Genomic DNA, 18,427 nt, shown 5'->3' on the forward strand with positions numbered 1-18,427 from the left:
ACTGCGATCGGCTGGAAAAGACGCTAGGTTGACCCATGGAGGCCCCGACATGAGCGAGCATAGAAAAACCACGGCCGACAGTGGCTCCTCGGACAGCGCACTCTCGCGCCTGCGCCCGCCCTATGCGTCGTTGCTCGATCTGATAGGGCAGACGCCCATCGTCGAGCTGACCAAATTCGACACCGGAAAATGCCGGCTGTTCATCAAGCTCGAGAGCCAGAACCCTGGCGGCTCGATCAAGGACCGTATCGCGCTGTCGATGATCGCGGCGGCCGAGAAACAGGGCAAGCTGAAGCCCGGCGGCACCATCGTCGAGGCGACAGCCGGCAATACCGGCCTTGGCCTTGCCCAAGTCGGCATTCCCAAGGGGTACCGCATCATTCTGGTGGTGCCCGACAAGATGTCGCGTGAAAAAATCCAGCATCTGCGCGCGCTAGGCGCGGAAGTGCGCATGACGCGTTCCGATGTCGGCAAGGGCCATGCCGAATATTACCAGGACATGGCGGAGAAAATCGCCGCCGAACTGCCCGGTGCCTTCTACGCTAACCAGTTCGCCAATCCGGCCAACCCGCTTGCGCATCAGACGACCACCGGCCCGGAGATTTTCTCGCAGCTTGACGGGGATGTCGACGCGGTGGTGGTCGGCGTCGGCTCGGGCGGCACGCTGACCGGGCTTGGCCGCTACTTCGCCGAGGTGTCGCCGAAGACGGAGATGGTGTTGGCCGATCCGGTCGGCTCGGTGCTGGCGCCGCTGATCAAGACCGGCAAGATGGAAGAGGCGGGAAGCTGGACGGTGGAAGGTATCGGCGAGGATTTCGTGCCGCCCAATGCCGATCTGTCTCTGGTCAAGAAGGCCTATTCCATCACGGACAAGCAGAGCATGCTGGCGGTGAGGGATATGTTGTCCCGGGAAGGCATCCTGGCCGGTTCGTCTTCGGGCACTTTGTTGTCGGCGGCGCTGCGCTATTGCCGCGAGCAGACGGTGCCCAAGCGCGTCGTAACCTTCGTCTGCGACAGCGGCAACAAGTACCTGTCAAAAGTGTTCGACGATTTTTGGCTGGCCGAGCAGGGCTTGGCCGAACACGAACAGCATGGCGACCTGCGCGACCTCGTGATGCGCACTCACCGCACTGGCGATACCGTCTATGTCGGGCCGGACGAGAGCCTGCTCAACGCCTATGGACGCATGCGCCGCTCCGATGTCTCGCAACTGCCGGTGCTCGACAATGGCAAACTCGTCGGCATCGTCGACGAGAGCGACATCCTTGCCCATGTCGACGGCCCGTATGACGGGCGCTGGGAGCGCTTCAACGGCCCGGTGCGCACGGCCATGACCTCGAACCTGCACACGCTGCAGGCCAGCCAGACGCTGGACGCGCTGCTGCCGGTGTTCGACCGCAACGAGGTCGCCATCATCTTCGACGGCGACGAGTTCGTCGGCCTGATTACCCGCATCGACCTGATCAACCATTTGAGGCGCGCACGATGACAACATCCGGAAAGAACCGCCTGGCGTTCTCGACGCGCACCATCCATGGCGGCCAGAGCCACGACCCGCTGACCGGTGCGGTGATGGTGCCGATCTACGCCACCTCGACCTATGGCCAGCAGTCGCCCGGCGTGCACAAGGGTTTCGAATATGCCCGCAGCCAGAACCCGACGCGCTTCGCCTTCGAGCGCGCCGTGGCCGATCTCGAAAGCGGCTCGGCGGCTTTCGCGTTCGCCTCCGGCCTGGCGTCGATCGCCACGGTCCTCGAATTGCTCGATTCGGGCGCGCATATCGTCGCCACCGACGACATTTATGGCGGCTCGTTCCGGCTGATGGAGCGGGTGCGAAAGCGCTCGGCCAATCTGCAGATTTCCTTCGTCGATTTCACCAATCTTGCCGCGGTTGAAGCCGCGATCCGGCCGGAAACAAAAATGCTTTGGGTCGAGACGCCCACCAATCCATTGCTGCGTATCGTCGATCTCGAAGGCGTAGCGGCGTTGGCGAAGCGCAAGGGGATCTTGTCCGGCGCCGACAACACCTTCTGCAGCCCCTATATCCAGCGGCCGCTGGAGCTCGGCATCGACATCGTGGTCCATTCGACAACGAAATATTTGAACGGCCATTCCGACATGGTCGGCGGCGTTGCCGTGGTCGGCGACAACCAGGATCTGGCCGACCGGCTGAAATTCCTGCAGAACGCCATCGGCGCCATATCAGGCCCGTTCGACAGTTTTCTGGCGTTGCGCGGTTTGAAGACCCTGGCGCTCAGGATGGAGCGCCATTCCGCCAACGGCCTGAAGATCGCGCAGTGGCTGGAAGCGCGAAAAGATGTGCGCCGCGTCATCTATCCCGGCCTCGCCAGCCATCCCCAGCACGCCATCGCGGTGCAGCAGATGCATGCCTTCGGCGGCATGATCACCGCTGTGCTCGATCGCGACCTTGCTGGCACCAAACGCTTTCTCGAACGCACGCAGCTGTTCACGCTGGCCGAAAGTCTTGGCGGGGTGGAGAGCCTGATCGAGCACCCGGCGCTGATGACGCATGGTTCCATTCCCGCCGAGAAACGGGCTGAGATCGGCATATCGGATTCGCTGGTGCGGCTGTCGGCCGGGATCGAGGATGGCGACGATCTGATCGCCGATCTGAATCAGGCGCTGGGGGGCTGAGTGCCTTCGGCATGACCAAGGAGCCCGCGTTGCTCGCTGCATGCTCCGAGGCGCGCCTTGCTCCGCCCCACGGACTGATGGCCGTCTCGCCGATCTGAGCCAGATCAAGCGTCGTGTTTGTGGCGGTGCTTTCCGCGATCCTTCTCGGCGTGCGACTCTCCGGAGCGCACCGGCTTGGAGTTGTCCTTGTCGCGGCGCCCTCGGTGCTGGTCGCCTATCGGAGATAGCGGCACGCCGTGGCGCGCGTTTTTCGTTTCGAGACGGGTGATGAAGATATCGAAGCGATTGGGCATCGTCCGGTCAGTGCTCCGTCGTACTGTCGGGTTTGTTGTCGGAAAGCCTGACGTCTGTCGGCAAGGCACTCGCGGCCTGCTTGGTCAGGCTGGTGTCGTTCCGGGCTGGCAGCCGCTTGTCCTGGCGTGCGGCAATCCGGTCGCGACCGGCATAGTAGGGCTCGAAAGCATCCTGTATCGTCAGGCTGTCCATCCTGTCCTCCCTTGGGAATCAGGGGCTAAATCTGCCAAAACCGGTTTCGTTCCCTACTGTGGCGAAGGAATGGCGATTGGCTTAAATCAGTGTGAGTTTTGCAAGCCGGCGCCAGCCATGCCAAATGGGTTTGGCGGGCCAAACAGGGGCTGCACGGAGACGGCATTGGTGACTGGCGAGACGGGCAAGCGCAGCTATGTGGTCGGGCAGACCGAAATCGCGGCCCGTCCGCTCGATCCGGCGCTCTATCTGGTGGCGACGCCGATCGGCAACCTCGCCGATATCACGCTGCGCGCGCTGGAGACGCTGGCCTCCGCCGACATCGTCGCCTGCGAGGACACGCGCGTGTCGCGCGTGCTGCTCGACCGCTACGGCATTCGCCGCCGCACCACGGCCTATCACGAGCACAATGCCGGCGAGGCCGGGCCGAAATTGATCGCGGCGCTCGAAGCCGGCCAGAGCGTGGCGCTGATCTCGGATGCCGGGACGCCGCTGGTCTCCGATCCCGGCTACCGGCTGGTCGGCGAGGCACTCGACCACGGCCTCCGCGTCGTGCCGATCCCCGGCCCGTCGGCGCCGCTTGCCGCGCTGACGGCGTCGGGCCTGCCGTCGGACGCCTTTCTGTTCGCAGGCTTCCTGCCGGTTAAATCGGGACAACGCCTGGCCCGGCTGGAGGCGCTGAAAGCCGTGCCGGCAACGCTGATCTTCTTCGAATCGCCGCGCCGGCTGGCCGAGTCGCTCGGCGCCATGGTCGAGGCGCTCGGCGGCGAGCGCAAAGCCGCCATCGGCCGGGAATTGACCAAGACGTTCGAGGAGATGCGCACCGGCACGCTGCGGGCGCTCGCCGACCACTACGCGGCGGCCGATACCCCCAAGGGCGAGATCGTCGTCTGCGTCGGCGCCGCCGAGGCCAAGGCCGACGAACCTGAAGACATCGATCGCCTGCTTTTGTCGCTCGCCGCTGAAATGCCCGCTTCCAAGGCGGCGGCGGAAGCGGCGAAAATGACCGGCGGCCAGAAACAGACGCTGTATCGGCGGCTGCTCGAGCTCAAGGACAGACCATGATCCCGAACCGAAGGTCAGCAAATGCAAAAAACGGAAACCGGTTTTCAGAAAAGGTCATGGCCGAGCAAAGAGAGAGAAGCGGTGGCTGAGCGCCCGAGCGCCAGCCGCCAAAAGGCCTACCGGCGCGGCCATCGCGGCGAATGGCTGGCAGCGGCCGCGCTGATGTTGAAGGGCTACCGGATTCTCGCGCGCCGCCACCGCACCCGCTTCGGCGAGATCGACCTGATCGCGCGGCGTGGCGACCTCGTGCTGTTCGTCGAGGTCAAGGCGCGTCGCACGCTGATCGAGGCCATGGAGGCGATCGGCCACGAATCGGAGCGCCGCATCGAGGGTGCGGCCGATATCTGGCTGTCGCGGCAGCCCGATTATGGCAGGCTATCGATGCGCTTCGACATGGTCGCCGTGCTGCCCTGGCGCTGGCCGGTCCATGTCCCGAATGCGTTTTATGGAAGGAGTTAGGCTCGTTGCCGGAGGCAATCCATTCGTCGAGGTTAGCGCTGCCCCTCATCGCCCTGCCGGGCACTTCTCCCCGTATAGTGACGGGGAGAAGGAGGCTGCCGCACCCTTGGCGCCTAACCTGCAACGCGTTGGTGGTTGGCGAAACCGGCGGTGACAGCGCCCCTCTCCCCGTCACTATACGGGGAGAGGATGCCGGCAGGCAGGTGAGGGGCGGCGCTGACGTTCGGGGATAGGTGACTGCAATCGAACCGGTCGCTGCGCTCATCCCCAGATCATCAGGGCCACCAGCCCGGCGATCCCCACCACCAGGCGCCACCAGCCGAACAGCGAGTAGCCGTTGCGCGAGACGTAGTCGAGCAGGTATCGCACCACGACCAAGGCCGTGACGAACGCGGCAACGAAGCCGATGGCGATGATCGGCAAGTCGGCCGAGGTCAGCACGTTGCGGTTCTTGAACAGGTCGAAGGCAAAGGCGCCGACCATGGTCGGGATGGCGAGGAAGAAGGAAAATTCCGCCGCCGCCCGCTTGTCGACACCCAGGAGCAGCGCGCCGACGATGGTCGAACCCGAGCGCGACGTGCCGGGGATCAGCGACAGGCACTGGAACAGGCCGATCTGCAGGTAAAGTCTGGTCGGGAAGCGCTCAACGTCGCGATAGACCGGCTTGAGGTTCATGCGGTCGACGACCAGCAGCACGACGCCGCCGATGATCAGCATGATGCAGATCAGTCGGGGTGATTCGAACAGCACCGTCTTGATGAAATCATGCGCCAGCGCGCCGATGACCGCCGCCGGCAGGAAGGCTATAAGGATGCCGATGACGAAATGCCGAGTCAGCCGGTCATGCGGCAGGTCGAGGAGCATCTGCCACAGGCGCCGGAAATAGACGCTGAGGATCGCCAGGATGGCGCCGAGCTGGATCAGGATCTCGAAGGCTTTGCCGGTCGACTGGAACCCGAGGAAATGGCCAGCGAGCAGGATGTGGCCGGTCGAGGACACCGGGATGAATTCGGTCAACCCCTCAAGCAGGCCAAGCAGCAGGGCTTCGACGATGGTCTGGCTTTCCATTTCTACCTCGGCATTGGCGTGACGGCTAACAGAATGGCTTGCTTGTCATGGCGCCGAAGTCCCCCTATAGGTCGCAACACCCCTGACGGCCCGCTAGCCGGGCGGCCAAGACTTACCGGTGCGCCCTGCGATTCGCCAGTGTGGCAATCCGGAATTCGCCACACCTGGGACGAGCGCGATGCGCGAATTCCGGATTCTGAACCATACCAGTGCGCTTTATCATCGCGGAACCATGCTGACGCTTTTCCACCATCCCATGTTCGCCACCTGCCGCTTCGTCCGCCTCGCCTTTGGCGAGTATGGCGAGGAGCTGGCGCTGATCGAGGAAAAGCCGTGGACGCGGCGCAAGGAGTTCCTGGCGCTGAATCCGGCCGGGACACTGCCGATCCTGCTGGCCGAAGGCGACGTGCCGATCATCGGCGCGACGGTGATTTCCGAATATCTCGACGAGACGCGGGGCGTGCTCAAGCGCGACAAGCGGCTGTTCGCCGAGGACCCGATGCAGCGCGCCGAAATCCGCCGGCTGATCGACTGGTATCTCAACAAGGCCGAAAGCGAAGTGACGCGCCATCTGGTGCGCGAACGCGTGCTGAAGCCGGTGATGCCGGAAACGGCGGGCGGCGGTTCGCCCGATTCAGGCGCCATCCGCGCCGCGCGCGCCAATATCCGCCAGCACATGAAATACACCAACTGGCTGGCCGGCACCCGTCACTGGCTGGCCGGCGGCAGGGTCACCTATGCCGATCTGGCGGCCGCCGCGACGCTGTCGGTGCTCGACTATCTCGGCGAGATCGACTGGCGCGAACACCCCGCCGCGCGCGAATGGTACACGCGGGTGAAGTCGCGGCCCTCCTTCCGGCCGCTCCTGACCGACCGCGTGCGCGGCCTGTCGCCGGTATCGCACTATGCGGATCTCGACTTCTGACGCGCCAAAACTGCGCGCGCTGATCGACGCGGAGGCGCGGCGCGCCGGCTTCGACGCGGTCGCCGTCACCGCTCCAGATGCCATCCCGCTGGCGCCGGCCCGCCTGGCCGAATTCATCGCCGACGGCTTTCACGGCTCAATGGACTGGATCGCGGAGACGATTGCGCGCCGCGCCGAGCCATCCACGCTGTGGCCCGCCGTGCGCTCGATCGTCGTGCTGGCGATGAATTACGGGCCGGACCATGATCCGCGCGACGTGCTGGCCAAGCGCGACCGCGGCGCGATCTCGGTCTACGCGAAAAACCGCGACTATCACGAGATCATGAAGGGCCGGCTGAAGCAGATCGCCGGCAAGATCGTCGCGCGCGCCGGCGGCGACGTGAAGGTCTTCGTCGACACGGCGCCCGTGATGGAAAAGCCGCTGGCTGAAGCAGCGGGCCTGGGCTGGCAAGGCAAGCACACCAATCTGGTCAGCCGTGAGCACGGCTCCTGGCTGTTCCTCGGCACCATCTTCACCACGGCCGAACTGGAACCGGACAAGCCCGAGATCGACCATTGCGGCTCCTGCCGTGCCTGCCTCGACGCCTGCCCGACCGACGCGTTCCCCGCGCCCTACAGGCTCGATGCCCGGCGCTGCATCTCCTACCTCACTATCGAGAACAAGGGGCCGATCCCGCATGAATTTCGGGAAAAGATCGGCAACCGCATCTATGGCTGCGACGACTGCCTCGCCGCTTGTCCTTGGAACAAATTCGCCCGCGCCGCGTCCGAGGCCAAGCTCGCCGCGCGCGACGATCTGCGCGAGCCGCCGCTCGCCGATCTTTTGGCCCTCGACGACGCTGGCTTCCGCGCCTTCTTCTCCGGCTCGCCGATCAAACGCATCGGCCGCGACCGTTTCGTCCGCAACGTGCTGATCGCCGCCGGAAATTCCGGCGATGGCGCACTTGCCGGCGTCGTCCGGGATCTGCTCGGCGATGCCTCGCCGCTGGTGCGGGGCGCGGCAATATGGGCGCTGGCGCGGCTGGTGCCGGAGAACGAATATGCCGAACGGGCCGCGAACGGCTTGAACAGCGAGGACGACGCGGCGGTGCGCGAGGAATGGCGCCTGGCGCGGCCGAACAGGGCACATGCATGAGCGGAAAACAGGTCTTCATTTTCGGCGCCGGTTATTCGGGCAAGGCCTTTGCCCGTGCCAATAGGGGAGCCGCCACGATCGCCGGCACGACACGCTCCGAGGAAAAATTCGAAGCGCTGCGCCAGGCCGGCATCGTCCCGCTGCTGTTCCACGGCAAGTTGACGAACGAAATCGGCGATGCGCTGGAGAAAACCACGCATCTGGTGGTTTCGGTCGGTCCGGAAGAAGCCGGCGATCCGGTGTTGAATGCCACCCGCCAGGCAATCGCAGGGATGCCGGCGCTGGAATGGATCGGCTATCTCTCGACCGTTGGCGTCTATGGCGATCATGGCGGCGCCTGGGTCGACGAGACGGCCGCCTGCCGGCCGGTGTCGAAGCGCTCGGTCATGCGGGTCGAGGCCGAGCAGGCCTGGGAGAAGCTCGGCCGGGAAATCGATTGGCCGGTGGCGATCCTGCGCCTCTCCGGCATCTACGGTCCGGGCCGCAACGCGCTGGTCAATCTGGAGAACGGTACTGCCAGGCGGCTGGTCAAGCCGGACCAGGTGTTCAATCGCATCCATTGCGACGACATATCAGGCGCGCTGTGGCATCTGCTCAGCGGCAATAGAGGCGGCATTTTCAACGTCACCGACGATGAACCGGCGCCGCCGCAGGATGTCGTCGCCTACGCCGCACATCTGATGAGCGTTGAGCCGCCGCCCGAAATCCCCTTCGACACCGCCCAACTTTCGCCCATGGCGCGGTCCTTCTATGGCGAGAACAAGCGGGTCGCCAATGCGGCGATCAAGGCGGCGGGCTATCGCTTTCGCTTTCCGGACTATCGCGCCGCTTTCGACCATATGTGGGCAAGCGGCGACTGGCATGACGGTGCGCCGCGCAGCCCGATGAGGGGCGCGGAGGGCTAGGATGATCGAAGCGTGGCGCTTGGCGTGGTATGATTCGGCGATTGCAGGCACGGGGGTGCGGTTCATGAAATCATCGATGCGGCCGCTTGGCGCAAGAAATGCGTTATTGGCGGCAGTGCTGGCTCTGGCAGGCCTCGCCGCGCAGCCGGCAGCAGCCGAGGAACGGGCGAAAGACCTGTTCGGCGCCGAGAAGCTGCCGACGGCCACCGCCCCGCAATCCTTCGGCTTCTATTCCAAGGGCTGCTTTGCCGGCGGTGTCGCCATCCCCATGGACGGCCCGACCTGGCAGGTGATGCGGCCCTCGCGCAACCGCCGCTGGGGTCATCCGGCCATGATCGCCTTGATCGAAAAGTTGTCGCGCGACGCGGTCGCCGACGGCTGGCCTGGCCTTCTGATTGGCGATATCGCGCAGCCACGCGGCGGCCCGATGACGACGGGCCATGCCTCGCACCAGATCGGCCTCGACGCCGACATCTGGCTGACGCCAATGCCTGACCGCACGATGACCAGGGCACAGCGCGAAAACATGAGCGCCACCTTGATGGTCGACGAAAAGACGCATCTGGTGAAAGACGCGCTGTGGACGCCGCAGCACACGGCGTTGCTCAAGCGGGCAGCGAGCTATCCGCAGGTCGAGCGCATCCTCGTCAATCCGGGCATCAAGAAAAAACTTTGCGATACCGTCAAGGGCGACCGCTCCTGGCTGCGCAAGATCCGACCGTTCTGGGGCCACGACTATCATTTCCACATGCGCATAGGCTGCCAGCCGGGCTCGCCCAATTGCAAGGCGCAGGAAACGACGCCCGATGATGACGGTTGCGGCAAGCCGCTGGCCTGGTGGTTCACGGAAGAGCCGTGGCGCCCCAACAAGAACCCGGATGCGCCGAAGGCGCGCGACCTGATGATGATGGCGAACCTACCCAAGGAATGCCGCGCCGTGCTCGACGCACCCGGACCGGCCTCCGCCGAGGCGGCGACCTATCACAGTGGCGCCGTGCCGGTCGCGGTGGCAGGGCCCGAACCGGAAACGCCGTCGCAGCCTGCCACCACGGCCAGTGGCGGCGGCGATCTGCCAGGCGCGGCAAATGCTTTCGCGGCGACGCCCAGAATGGGCGCGCCCGTTCCCCGGCCACGGCCGCCGGTTCCCGGGTCACAGCCGCCGGTGAACTGACTGCCAGCAGGTCATTTCCTGCGTCCAAAGATTGCCGCAGACGAGCCGATCGCCGAAGCCGGCGTTGCCCCTCATTGTCCTGCCGGACATTTCTCCCCGTATAGTGACGGGGGAGAAAGGAGCTGATCGTACCGATGACGCCCTTCTTGTAACGTTGGCGATTGGCGGAATCATCGACGAGAGCGCCCCTCTCCCCGTCTCTATACGGGGAGAGGATGCCGGCAGGCAGGTGAGGGGCGGCGCCTGCGCTTGAAAACCGGCACTGAAGCGGCTTTCCCTTTGTGGGGTCATGCGCTAGTCAACGACCGGGCGGTGAGAGGCCGCCGAAAAGAGGCGGACGAAGAGCATGGCAGGCGAAGACGACACCTCGTTGCGGTTTCCGATCCTGATCGGTGACATTGGCGGCACCAATGCGCGCTTTTCGATCGTGCTCGACGCCAATTCCGAGGGCGGCGAGCCGATCATCGTCCAGACCGCCAATTACAACACCATCGATGAGGCGATCCAGGCGGCGGTGCTCGACCGCTCCTCGGTCCGGCCCAATTCGGCGGTGCTGGCCGTGGCCGGCCCCGTCGACGGCGACGAGATCGAGCTCACCAACTGCCCCTGGGTCGTCAAGCCGAGGCAGATGTTCGCCAATCTGGGGCTGAGCGACATCGTCGTGCTCAACGATTTCGAGGCCCAGGCGCTGGCCGTCGTGGCGCTGGGCGAAGAGCATATGGAAAAGATTGGCGGCGGCACGCCGGAGCCCAATGCCGGCCGCGTCGTGCTGGGTCCGGGAACCGGGCTCGGCGTCGCCGGGCTGGTCCACGCGCTGCATCACTGGATCCCGGTGCCCGGCGAAGGCGGCCATATGGACATCGGGCCGCGGACGCCGCGCGATTTCAAGGTCTTCCCGCATATCGAGAAGCTCGAGGGCCGCATTTCGGGCGAACAGATCCTGTGCGGACGCGGTCTCGTCAACGTCTACCGGGCGGTGGCCAAGGCGGATGGCAAGCCGTCGCCCTTCACCACGCCGGCCGAAGTCACCGCTGCGGCGCTGGCCAAGACCGATCCGGTGGCGCAGGAAGCGCTCGAGACCTTCGTCACCTGCCTCGGCCGCACCGCCGGCGATCTGGCGCTGGTGTTCATGAGCCGGGGCGGCGTGTTCCTCACCGGCGGCATCGCGCAAAAGATCGTGCCGGCGCTGAAACAAGGCAATTTCCGCGCCGCCTTCGAGGACAAGGCGCCGCACAGCGCGCTGATGCGCACCATGCCGGTCTATGTCATCACCCATCCGCTGGCCGCCCTTCTCGGCCTTGCCGCCTATGCCAGGAACCCCTCGCTGTTCGGTGTCCAGACATCGGGCCGGCGCTGGCGCGACGAAGTTAGTCACCCCAAGGCATAGGCAAGCCGGCTGCTTGGCGTTAATAGGGGGGCCGAATTGCCCGGCCACGGGACGCGGAAACCGACAAAGCCCTCTGATTTTGACACTTCAAACTCCAAACAAGCTGAAAGCCAGGCCCGGCGAGGTCACAGCGGTGCTGCGCCGCATTCTCGCTGAGAACAGCCGTGACTATCGCTGGACCTATGTGATGGTCATCACCTGCTCGCTGATCGTTTCGGGCACGACCGCCTTCACGGCCTGGATCATGGCCCCGATGGTCAACCAGATCTTCTACGAACGGCGTGGCGACGCGATCGTGTGGATCTGCGCCGGCTTCATGGCGGCCTTCCTGCTGCGCGGCTTTGCCGGCTATGGCCAGGCGGTGGCGCTGGCCAAGATCGGCAACAATCTGGTGGCGCGCTACCAGAAGCGCATCTTCGATCACCTGATGAAGCTCGGCGTCGGCTTCTTCAACGACACGCGTTCGGGCCGGCTGGCGGCGCAGGTCAACGAAAACGTCGGCGGCATTCGCGACCTCCTGTCGTTGACGCTGACCTCGATCACCCGCGACGCGGTGACGCTGATCGGCCTGCTCGGCGTCATGGTCTACCAGGATCCGGTCCTGTCGCTCAGTTCGCTGCTGATCGGCCCGCCGCTGATCTGGGCCGTCGTCTACCTCACCCGTCGCGTGCGGCGCATAACCCGCGAATCCGTGCTGATCAATTCGCGCCTGATCGGCGCCGTTCAGGAGGCCACGCAAGGCATCGCCATCGTCAAGGCCTTCACCATGGAGGACGAACTGTCCGGCCGCATCGGCAAGCTCGCCAGCGACGCCGAACAGCGCTCGAACAAGATTGCCCGCGTATCCGAACGGCTGTCGCCGATTTCCGACATGCTGGCCGGCTTCGCCGTCACTTCCGTCATCGCCTATTCCGGTTACCGGGCTCTGGTTCTCGGGCAGCCGCCGGGCGCGGTCTTCTCGTTCATCACCGCGCTGATCCTGGCCTATGATCCGGCGCGCCGCCTGGCACGCATGCAGGTCGGCATGGAACGGGCGCTGGTCAATGCACGCATGATCTACGAGCTGCTCGACCTCGAGCCGAAGCAGGGTGACGCGCCTGGCGCCACCACGGCAAACTTCACCACGGGCGAAGTGCGCTTCAACAACGTGTCCTTCCGCTACGTCGAGGAGGCGCCTGTCCTTCAGGACCTCAGCTTTGTCGCCGCGGCCGGCAAGATGACCGCCGTCATCGGCGCGTCCGGTGCCGGCAAGACCACGTTGGTGGCGCTGCTGCAGCGCTTCTACGACGTCGAGAGCGGCGCGATCGAGATCGATGGCCAGGACATTTCCAAGGTCACCAAACAGTCGCTGCGCGGCTCGATAGCCTATGTTTCGCAGGCGCCCTACCTGTTCGAAGGCACCATCCGCGACAACATCCGCTATGGCCGCCCCTCGGCCACCGATGCCGAGATCGAGCAAGCCGCGCGACTGGCCGCGGCCGACGAGTTCATCCGCCAGCAGCCGCAAGGTTATGACACGCCGGTGGGCGAGAACGGCGCCACGCTGTCCGGCGGCCAGCGCCAGCGCGTGTCGATCGCCCGCGCCATCGTGCGCCAGGCACCGATCCTGCTGCTCGACGAGGCGACATCGGCGCTCGACAACGAGGCGGAAGCGCGCGTCCAGCAGGCGCTCACCAAGGTCATGGAAGGGCGCACAACCATCGTCATCGCGCACCGCCTGTCCACCGTGGTCAATGCCGACCACATCATCGTGCTGGAACAGGGCCATCTGGTCGAAGAGGGCACGCACGCCTCGCTGATGGCCGATCCGCACAGCGTCTATGCCCGTTTCCACCGGATACAGGGCGTCAAGGGCCTGGGGCTTGTCGACGACAGCGCCCCGGTCGAGACGTCGGTTCAGGAACTAGAGACCCAGAACATCGCCGGGAGCACGGCATGAGCGAGACAACATCAGGCAAGCCGGCCAGCGATATGGACCTTGTGGTGGTCGGCGCCGCCGGCCGCATGGGCCAGACGCTGATCCGCGCCATCCACGCCATTCCGGGCGCCCGCGTCATCGGCGCGGTCGAGCGCCCGGATTCGCCTCACCTGGGCAAGGATGCAGGCGAACTCGCCGGCGTCGGCCGCATCGACGTGGCGATCGGCAGCGATCCGTTGCCGGTCTTCGCGAGGGCCGACGGCGTGCTCGATTTCACCACTCCGGCCTCGACGGTCGAGTTCGCCGGCTACGCGGCGCAGGCGCGCATCGTCCATGTCATCGGCACGACAGGCTGTTCGGCCGACGACAACGCGAAAATCGCTGCCGCGGCCCGCCACGCGACGATCGTCAAGTCGGGCAATATGAGCCTCGGCGTCAATCTGCTGGCGGTGCTGGTCGAACAGGCGGCACGCGCGCTCGATGCCGATGATTTCGACATCGAGATCCTCGAAATGCACCACAGGCACAAGGTCGACGCGCCTTCGGGCACGGCGCTTCTGCTCGGCGAAGCGGCCGCCGCCGGGCGCGGCATTGCACTGGCCGGAAATGATGTGCGTTCACGCGACGGCCATACGGGTGTGCGACAAACCGGCTCGATCGGTTTTGCCACGCTGCGCGGCGGCTCGGTGGTCGGCGACCACAGCGTGATCCTGGCCGGCACCGGCGAGCGCATCACGCTGTCGCACCACGCCGAGGACCGCGCCATCTTTGCCCGCGGTGCCGTCAAGGCCGCGCTTTGGGCGTATGGCCAGAAGCCGGGACTGTATTCAATGCGGGACGTGCTTGGGCTTGCCTGAAACGACCCTGAACCATCTTCGTTCTTACGCAGGACGGAAAACCGTTACACATTTTTCCTGGAATGCTCAGACCCCAGAGGAGCAAAAATGTCGAGAACCCTCGTGCTCGTGCGCCACGGCCAGAGCGAATGGAACCTGAAGAACCTGTTCACCGGCTGGCGCGACGTCGACCTGACGGAGCAGGGCCATGCCGAGGCCAAGGCCGCCGGCCAAAAACTCAAGGCGCGCGGCCTGAAGTTCGACATCGCCTTCACCTCGGCGCTGATCCGGGCGCAAAAAACCTGCCAGCACATTCTCGACGCCGTCGGCCAGAGCGACTTGCGGACCATTCGCGACCAGGCGCTGAACGAGCGCGACTATGGCGACCTCTCCGGCCTCAACAAGGACGACGCGCGCCAGAAATGGGGCGAGGAGCAGGTGCATGTCTGGCGCCGCTCCTATGATGTGCCGCCGCCCGCCGGCGAAAGCCTGAAGGACACCGGCGCCCGCGTCTGGCCCTATTACCTGCACGATCTGCAACCGCATGTGCTGCGCGGCGGCACGGTGCTGGTCGCCGCGCACGGCAATTCGCTGCGCGCGCTGATCATGGCGCTGGACGGCAAGTCGGGCGAGGAGATCGTCAAGCTGGAACTCGGCACCGGCGTGCCGGTGATCTACCAGCTCAATGCCGATTCGACCGTGGCTTCGAAGGAAGTGCTGGAAGGCTAAGCCGGCAAGCGAGCAGCGGGTTTAAAAAAGCGCGTTGACAGCAATCGCTTGCCCGCTTATTGAGCCCGCACCAGCCCAGATGGCGGAATTGGTAGACGCGCACGGTTCAGGTCCGTGTTCCGCAAGGAGTGGAGGTTCGAGTCCTCTTCTGGGCACCATCTTTTCCCGACTACCAACGGGATCAATAAGATAAGCCTTTTCAATTCATTGTGCTCGCCCTTGTGTGTTACAAAGGTGTGCATCAATGCATTTCCGGCTGGTCAGACCCGTGAAGCGAAAAGGCACCATCAATCAGCAATTCAACCAGCGCATTCCGGCTGACGTGCGGGACCGCGCGGTAGGCGTCACGCTCCACATTCCCGTTGGCCTCCAGGTCGTAAGGAAAACGGTCACCTCTAAGGATCATGCCATCCGTGTGTCGCTGCGGGCCTCCACGCCAAGCGAAATCAAGGTGCGCCAGGCCCAAGTAGCCGGCTATTTGGAAACCGTGTGGCAAGGCCTCCGAGAGCCGCCTTTGGTCTTGTCGCACAGGCAGGCCGTTGCGCTTTCCCGTGATGTCTACGCCTGGGGGTCTCTGGCGGAGATAGACCCGGACCTGTCCGACGCAGAGAGCGCCTTCACTGGAGACATCGGTGGCGGGGTCTATAAGAATGCGATGGCGAGGCTAGAGGCTGGAACGGACCCTTCAGGCCGCGACCCCGCCATGGCTACGGCCCACCAAATTCTCGTTCGTCGCGGACTCCTTAACGTCAATCCTGTGTCGGTCGAGTTGCTTGCGCGTGAAACGCTTCGCTCCCTAAAGGATGGTTTCACACAGGCAGACCGGGAGACAGCGGGCGATTATTCGCCGGACCCGAAGGCAAGCCGGTTTCCTCCATTGGAGATTACGAATTCCACCACCACTACCGCCGGGCCGGCCGCAGCGATCTCTTTAACGGGGCTTGTAGAAGGCTGGTGGACTGAGGCGAAGACAGCCGGCCGGACCATCAGCACCTACGAAAGCTACAAAAGCGCAGCGGCTCGCCTAATCGAGTTCCTTGAAAATGACGATGCGGCGGCGGTCACTCCAACTAACCTTGTAGCCTTCAAGGACCATAGGCTTGCGCAGGGTGTTAGCCCCAAGACTGTAGGTGACAGCGACATTGCCGGGCTCCGTTCCGTCTTCAAGTGGGCGGTGGCTAACCTGAAGCTGCCAAGCAACCCCGCTGAGGCCATCACTGTGACCCGACCGAAGGTTGTCCGCACACGCGACAAAGGCTTCGCCCCGGAAGAGGTCCAGGCGATCCTTGCCCACAGTCTCTATCATCACCGGAAGGGTCGAGAGTCTGACAAGTTGGTGGCCGCCAAGCGCTGGGTGCCATGGCTCTGTGCCTACTCAGGGGGGCGCCTTGGGGAGATCGTCCAGTTGCGTAAGCAGGACATCCGCAAGGAAGGCGAATACTGGGTGATGACGATTACGCCAGAGGCCGGCACTGTAAAGGATAAGGAGTTGCGGTTGGTAGTTCTACATAGCCACCTCATAGAGCAGGGCTTCGCGGACTTCGTTACGGCCGCCCCTGCCGGCTACCTCTTCCTGAAGCCACGGAAAGATGGGGAGACGAGAGGGGTGCGGAGAAGCGTAAAGAACCGCATCACGGAATTCGTGCGGGAAGTCGTCAAAGATAAGGCGGTGGCCCCCAATCACGGCTGGCGGCATCTCTTCAAGACGATTGGGCGAGAGGCAGGCATTCAGGACAGCGTGTTGGATGGCATCTGCGGCCATGCCTCCAAGACAGTGGGTGGAAGTTACGGCGGGGTGAGCCTCAGGGCTCAGGTGGAAGCGTTCGAGAAGTTCCCCGCCTTCATTGTGTCTAGCTGAGTTTCCCTCCCTCTTCGCCAATGTTCTAATGCGGCCCATACCGACGCTTAGGCGAACGCGGCCTACGCGCTGTTTCCCAGAGTTGTGTCCCGAAAAACGCATTGAAGGCTACGTAGAATGGTGACGCTGACCCAAGAAGGGATCGAAGGCAACCGCCACATGCAAGCCCTTGTTCGATTCGGGCATGTGATGATGTGCGTGAGTAACGCAGACCATTATCTTCACAGGATGGAAACTCTCAAGAGAGAAGTCACTCTGGAGAACGTGCTGGAAATTGACGGCTTGTTGTTAGCCTTCAGTGTGACTTACGGCCGTCTCTTCACGGAGGCCGCTGGAGAGTTTCCTCGGCTCGATCGCAATGCAGTCTACAAGACCGGAGAGCTGAGGACGACGCACGACCGGATCATGGAGATACGGAACAAGCGGTACGCCCATGAGGGCGCTGGGAGAGACATTGAGTTCTCTATGGGGGTCGAGCTGAAGGACAGCGTACTGACCGTGAAGCCCAGCATTGCGTTCGCCATTCCGGGCCATGAGTTCCCAAGCTATCGAACGCTAATCGATGTTTTACAGACGTATACCTACGAGAAGCTGCACAAGATCATTGTGAAGGCGTCTTCGGCGCTGGGGGTGAGGGTAGATTTCCCGCATGGCCCCCCGCCCGCTAATAAGGTAGGACGCGACTAAGGCGCTTCGAGGCGTGGACACGATCCCGCCGCCGCTGTTGAAACGCCGGAGATTACAAAGGAGGTGGGATGGTGGACAAAGAAACAAGGAAGCTGTTTATCGTACTTGCGATCCTAACTGGTCCAGTTGCCGGAGTGATCTTCGCGTTCAAAAACTATGGTGAGACTAACCCTGTATGCTCCTTCCTAGGCGGCTTGGTGACAGGACCGCTCTTTCTAGTATTTACCTACGGTTTCATTCTGAGCGGGGCATATACGGGCGGTGCACTAGACAAGCGGTTCAACAAGCCGAAGCCGCGAGAGACCTACGGTGGAGGCTTCTATCCGCCTAACCAGTTTAAAGAGGGGCTTTCCATGGCGGGAGGGTTCGCTATCACCGCATGTTGGATGGTGCCTCTCTACTGGATGGCGATGGAACTACCTGTGATCGGAAGCCAATTGGGTTTCATGTTTAGGGACTGACCCGCTCATGTTCCGGTTCGGTCCAGCACCCTCATTACCTGAGTCGCGGACCACTTGCCTCCTCGTGAGTATTTTGCCCCCATGTCGTTTATCGTTTCGGCCATGGCGGTGAGGGTCTGACCGGCGCTCCGCAAGGGGCCTATGATCCTCATAGCCTTCTCCGCTTCGGCCTTCGCCTTCCTTTGTATCGCCTGGTTGCGCTTCATGGGTCTTGTCCCGGAGACCACCCAATTGAGCCCTGGCCGCCTTGAGGGCCGCCTTGGTGCGCTCCGAGATGAACTTCCGCTCCTGCTCCGCCATGGCGGCATAGAGGTGGAGCTGGAAGGGGTCCGCGTTCGGCATCTGGGCCACCCTGAGGCGAACCTTCTTGTCTTTCATGAGGGTGGCGATGAAAGCCACCTCTCGGCTCAGGCGGTCCAGCTTGGCGACCAGAAGCTCCGCCCCTGTCGCACGCACCAGCTTGATAGCCTCCGCGAGCTGGGGCCTGTCGTCGCTGCCCTCGGATAGCACGTCCTGGACGCGCCCTATGACCTCCCACGCGACCTCCGAGAAGGTCTCCAGGTAGATGCCGAAGTCGCGTTCCTGGGCCTCCAGGCCTAGCCCGCTGCGGCCCTGCTCTTCTGTGTGCTGACCCGCGTATAGACCACTTACTGCTTCATTGCCTTGCCCCGTCACACGACTC

The 18,427-nt window shown here is 63.8% G+C and carries 19 protein-coding genes and 1 tRNA gene; 16 read left to right on the forward strand and 4 right to left on the reverse strand.

The annotated features are described in order from the left end of the window. The first annotated feature begins 49 nt into the window (after nucleotides 1–49). Both ACVWWD_RS08260 and ACVWWD_RS08265 read left to right on the forward strand, forming a co-directional pair. On the forward strand, nucleotides 50–1,489 hold the full coding sequence (locus tag ACVWWD_RS08260; RefSeq protein ID WP_352546308.1) for a pyridoxal-phosphate dependent enzyme: 1,440 nt from the start codon (nucleotides 50–52) through the stop codon (nucleotides 1,487–1,489). Continuing rightward, on the forward strand, nucleotides 1,486–2,655 hold the full coding sequence (locus ACVWWD_RS08265) for a trans-sulfuration enzyme family protein (RefSeq protein WP_352546309.1): 1,170 nt from the start codon (nucleotides 1,486–1,488) through the stop codon (nucleotides 2,653–2,655). Before ACVWWD_RS08260 ends, ACVWWD_RS08265 begins: the two co-directional genes overlap by 4 nt. Before the next feature lie 104 nt (nucleotides 2,656–2,759). On the opposite strand, the gene ACVWWD_RS08270 is transcribed toward ACVWWD_RS08265, so the two are convergent. Beyond that, nucleotides 2,760–2,948, reverse strand: a complete 189-nt coding sequence (locus tag ACVWWD_RS08270) for a hypothetical protein (RefSeq protein WP_435053967.1) — start codon at nucleotides 2,946–2,948, stop codon at nucleotides 2,760–2,762. A gap of 7 nt (nucleotides 2,949–2,955) precedes the next feature. Further along, nucleotides 2,956–3,141 carry a hypothetical protein gene (locus ACVWWD_RS08275; RefSeq protein ID WP_023772030.1) on the reverse strand — a complete coding sequence of 62 codons (186 nt, stop codon included), beginning with the start codon at nucleotides 3,139–3,141 and terminating at the stop codon, nucleotides 2,956–2,958. A 168-nt stretch (nucleotides 3,142–3,309) separates the two neighbouring features. On the opposite strand from ACVWWD_RS08275, the gene rsmI reads away from it, so the two are divergent. Continuing rightward, nucleotides 3,310–4,206, forward strand: coding sequence for a 16S rRNA (cytidine(1402)-2'-O)-methyltransferase (gene rsmI, locus ACVWWD_RS08280; protein WP_023781984.1), 897 nt, complete (start codon nucleotides 3,310–3,312; stop codon nucleotides 4,204–4,206). An 81-nt stretch (nucleotides 4,207–4,287) separates the two neighbouring features. Continuing rightward, nucleotides 4,288–4,665: a YraN family protein gene (locus ACVWWD_RS08285; protein WP_015314716.1), complete on the forward strand. Its 378-nt coding sequence runs from the start codon at nucleotides 4,288–4,290 to the stop codon at nucleotides 4,663–4,665. A gap of 261 nt (nucleotides 4,666–4,926) precedes the next feature. Here ACVWWD_RS08285 and ACVWWD_RS08290 read toward each other — a convergent pair whose 3' ends face one another. Then, nucleotides 4,927–5,733, reverse strand: coding sequence for an undecaprenyl-diphosphate phosphatase (locus tag ACVWWD_RS08290; RefSeq protein ID WP_352546310.1), 807 nt, complete (start codon nucleotides 5,731–5,733; stop codon nucleotides 4,927–4,929). A gap of 232 nt (nucleotides 5,734–5,965) precedes the next feature. Between ACVWWD_RS08290 and ACVWWD_RS08295 the strand changes: the two genes are divergently transcribed. The 12 genes from ACVWWD_RS08295 (at nucleotide 5,966) to ACVWWD_RS08350 (ending at nucleotide 17,745) form a co-directional block, all read left to right on the forward strand. Beyond that, on the forward strand, nucleotides 5,966–6,658 hold the full coding sequence (locus tag ACVWWD_RS08295; protein ID WP_015314714.1) for a glutathione S-transferase family protein: 693 nt from the start codon (nucleotides 5,966–5,968) through the stop codon (nucleotides 6,656–6,658). Beyond that, nucleotides 6,639–7,793 (forward strand): tRNA epoxyqueuosine(34) reductase QueG, encoded by a 1,155-nt coding sequence (gene queG / locus ACVWWD_RS08300; RefSeq protein ID WP_352546311.1) that lies wholly within the window; start codon nucleotides 6,639–6,641, stop codon nucleotides 7,791–7,793. Before ACVWWD_RS08295 ends, queG begins: the two co-directional genes overlap by 20 nt. After that, the gene (locus tag ACVWWD_RS08305; protein WP_457102993.1) at nucleotides 7,790–8,698 is read left to right on the forward strand and encodes an SDR family oxidoreductase; all 909 of its coding nucleotides are present in this window, start codon (nucleotides 7,790–7,792) and stop codon (nucleotides 8,696–8,698) included. The genes queG and ACVWWD_RS08305 overlap by 4 nt, the downstream gene beginning before the upstream one ends. Before the next feature lie 64 nt (nucleotides 8,699–8,762). Then, nucleotides 8,763–9,869, forward strand: coding sequence for a penicillin-insensitive murein endopeptidase (gene mepA / locus ACVWWD_RS08310; RefSeq protein ID WP_352546313.1), 1,107 nt, complete (start codon nucleotides 8,763–8,765; stop codon nucleotides 9,867–9,869). Between the two features lie 346 nt (nucleotides 9,870–10,215). Beyond that, the gene (locus ACVWWD_RS08315; RefSeq protein WP_023793336.1) at nucleotides 10,216–11,256 is read left to right on the forward strand and encodes a glucokinase; all 1,041 of its coding nucleotides are present in this window, start codon (nucleotides 10,216–10,218) and stop codon (nucleotides 11,254–11,256) included. 79 nt (nucleotides 11,257–11,335) lie between these two features. Then, on the forward strand, nucleotides 11,336–13,195 hold the full coding sequence (locus ACVWWD_RS08320; RefSeq protein WP_352546314.1) for an ABC transporter ATP-binding protein: 1,860 nt from the start codon (nucleotides 11,336–11,338) through the stop codon (nucleotides 13,193–13,195). Beyond that, complete coding sequence (gene dapB / locus ACVWWD_RS08325) at nucleotides 13,192–14,031, forward strand: 4-hydroxy-tetrahydrodipicolinate reductase (RefSeq protein WP_352546315.1); 840 nt, start codon at nucleotides 13,192–13,194, stop codon at nucleotides 14,029–14,031. Before ACVWWD_RS08320 ends, dapB begins: the two co-directional genes overlap by 4 nt. Before the next feature lie 87 nt (nucleotides 14,032–14,118). Then, nucleotides 14,119–14,739, forward strand: coding sequence for a 2,3-bisphosphoglycerate-dependent phosphoglycerate mutase (locus ACVWWD_RS08330; RefSeq protein ID WP_023772042.1), 621 nt, complete (start codon nucleotides 14,119–14,121; stop codon nucleotides 14,737–14,739). Nucleotides 14,740–14,812: 73 nt separating this feature from the next. Continuing rightward, nucleotides 14,813–14,897: transfer RNA gene (locus ACVWWD_RS08335), tRNA-Leu, on the forward strand. Between the two features lie 86 nt (nucleotides 14,898–14,983). Next, on the forward strand, nucleotides 14,984–16,597 hold the full coding sequence (locus ACVWWD_RS08340) for a tyrosine-type recombinase/integrase (protein WP_457102994.1): 1,614 nt from the start codon (nucleotides 14,984–14,986) through the stop codon (nucleotides 16,595–16,597). A gap of 117 nt (nucleotides 16,598–16,714) precedes the next feature. Further along, the gene (locus tag ACVWWD_RS08345; RefSeq protein WP_457102995.1) at nucleotides 16,715–17,284 is read left to right on the forward strand and encodes a hypothetical protein; all 570 of its coding nucleotides are present in this window, start codon (nucleotides 16,715–16,717) and stop codon (nucleotides 17,282–17,284) included. A 68-nt stretch (nucleotides 17,285–17,352) separates the two neighbouring features. After that, a complete protein-coding gene (locus tag ACVWWD_RS08350) occupies nucleotides 17,353–17,745 on the forward strand; it encodes a hypothetical protein (RefSeq protein ID WP_457102996.1) in 393 nt (130 codons plus the stop codon). On the opposite strand, the gene ACVWWD_RS08355 is transcribed toward ACVWWD_RS08350, so the two are convergent. Next, nucleotides 17,701–18,420 carry a recombinase family protein gene (locus tag ACVWWD_RS08355; RefSeq protein ID WP_457102997.1) on the reverse strand — a complete coding sequence of 240 codons (720 nt, stop codon included), beginning with the start codon at nucleotides 18,418–18,420 and terminating at the stop codon, nucleotides 17,701–17,703. The genes ACVWWD_RS08350 and ACVWWD_RS08355 overlap by 45 nt on opposite strands. Between the last annotated feature and the right edge of the window lie 7 nt (nucleotides 18,421–18,427).

The organism is Mesorhizobium sp. URHB0026 (genome assembly GCF_054059755.1).

Coding starts and splice junctions, on each gene's coding strand:
- ACVWWD_RS08260 (WP_352546308.1), top strand. CDS start 50: ATGAGCGAGCATAGAAAAACCACGGCCGACAGTGGCTCCTCGGACAGC.
- ACVWWD_RS08265 (WP_352546309.1), top strand. CDS start 1,486: ATGACAACATCCGGAAAGAACCGCCTGGCGTTCTCGACGCGCACCATC.
- ACVWWD_RS08270 (WP_435053967.1), bottom strand. CDS start 2,948: ATGCCCAATCGCTTCGATATCTTCATCACCCGTCTCGAAACGAAAAAC.
- ACVWWD_RS08275 (WP_023772030.1), bottom strand. CDS start 3,141: ATGGACAGCCTGACGATACAGGATGCTTTCGAGCCCTACTATGCCGGT.
- ACVWWD_RS08290 (WP_352546310.1), bottom strand. CDS start 5,733: ATGGAAAGCCAGACCATCGTCGAAGCCCTGCTGCTTGGCCTGCTTGAG.
- ACVWWD_RS08295 (WP_015314714.1), top strand. CDS start 5,966: ATGCTGACGCTTTTCCACCATCCCATGTTCGCCACCTGCCGCTTCGTC.
- queG (WP_352546311.1), top strand. CDS start 6,639: ATGCGGATCTCGACTTCTGACGCGCCAAAACTGCGCGCGCTGATCGAC.
- ACVWWD_RS08305 (WP_457102993.1), top strand. CDS start 7,790: ATGAGCGGAAAACAGGTCTTCATTTTCGGCGCCGGTTATTCGGGCAAG.
- mepA (WP_352546313.1), top strand. CDS start 8,763: ATGAAATCATCGATGCGGCCGCTTGGCGCAAGAAATGCGTTATTGGCG.
- ACVWWD_RS08315 (WP_023793336.1), top strand. CDS start 10,216: ATGGCAGGCGAAGACGACACCTCGTTGCGGTTTCCGATCCTGATCGGT.
- dapB (WP_352546315.1), top strand. CDS start 13,192: ATGAGCGAGACAACATCAGGCAAGCCGGCCAGCGATATGGACCTTGTG.
- ACVWWD_RS08330 (WP_023772042.1), top strand. CDS start 14,119: ATGTCGAGAACCCTCGTGCTCGTGCGCCACGGCCAGAGCGAATGGAAC.
- ACVWWD_RS08340 (WP_457102994.1), top strand. CDS start 14,984: ATGCATTTCCGGCTGGTCAGACCCGTGAAGCGAAAAGGCACCATCAAT.
- ACVWWD_RS08345 (WP_457102995.1), top strand. CDS start 16,715: ATGGTGACGCTGACCCAAGAAGGGATCGAAGGCAACCGCCACATGCAA.
- ACVWWD_RS08350 (WP_457102996.1), top strand. CDS start 17,353: ATGGTGGACAAAGAAACAAGGAAGCTGTTTATCGTACTTGCGATCCTA.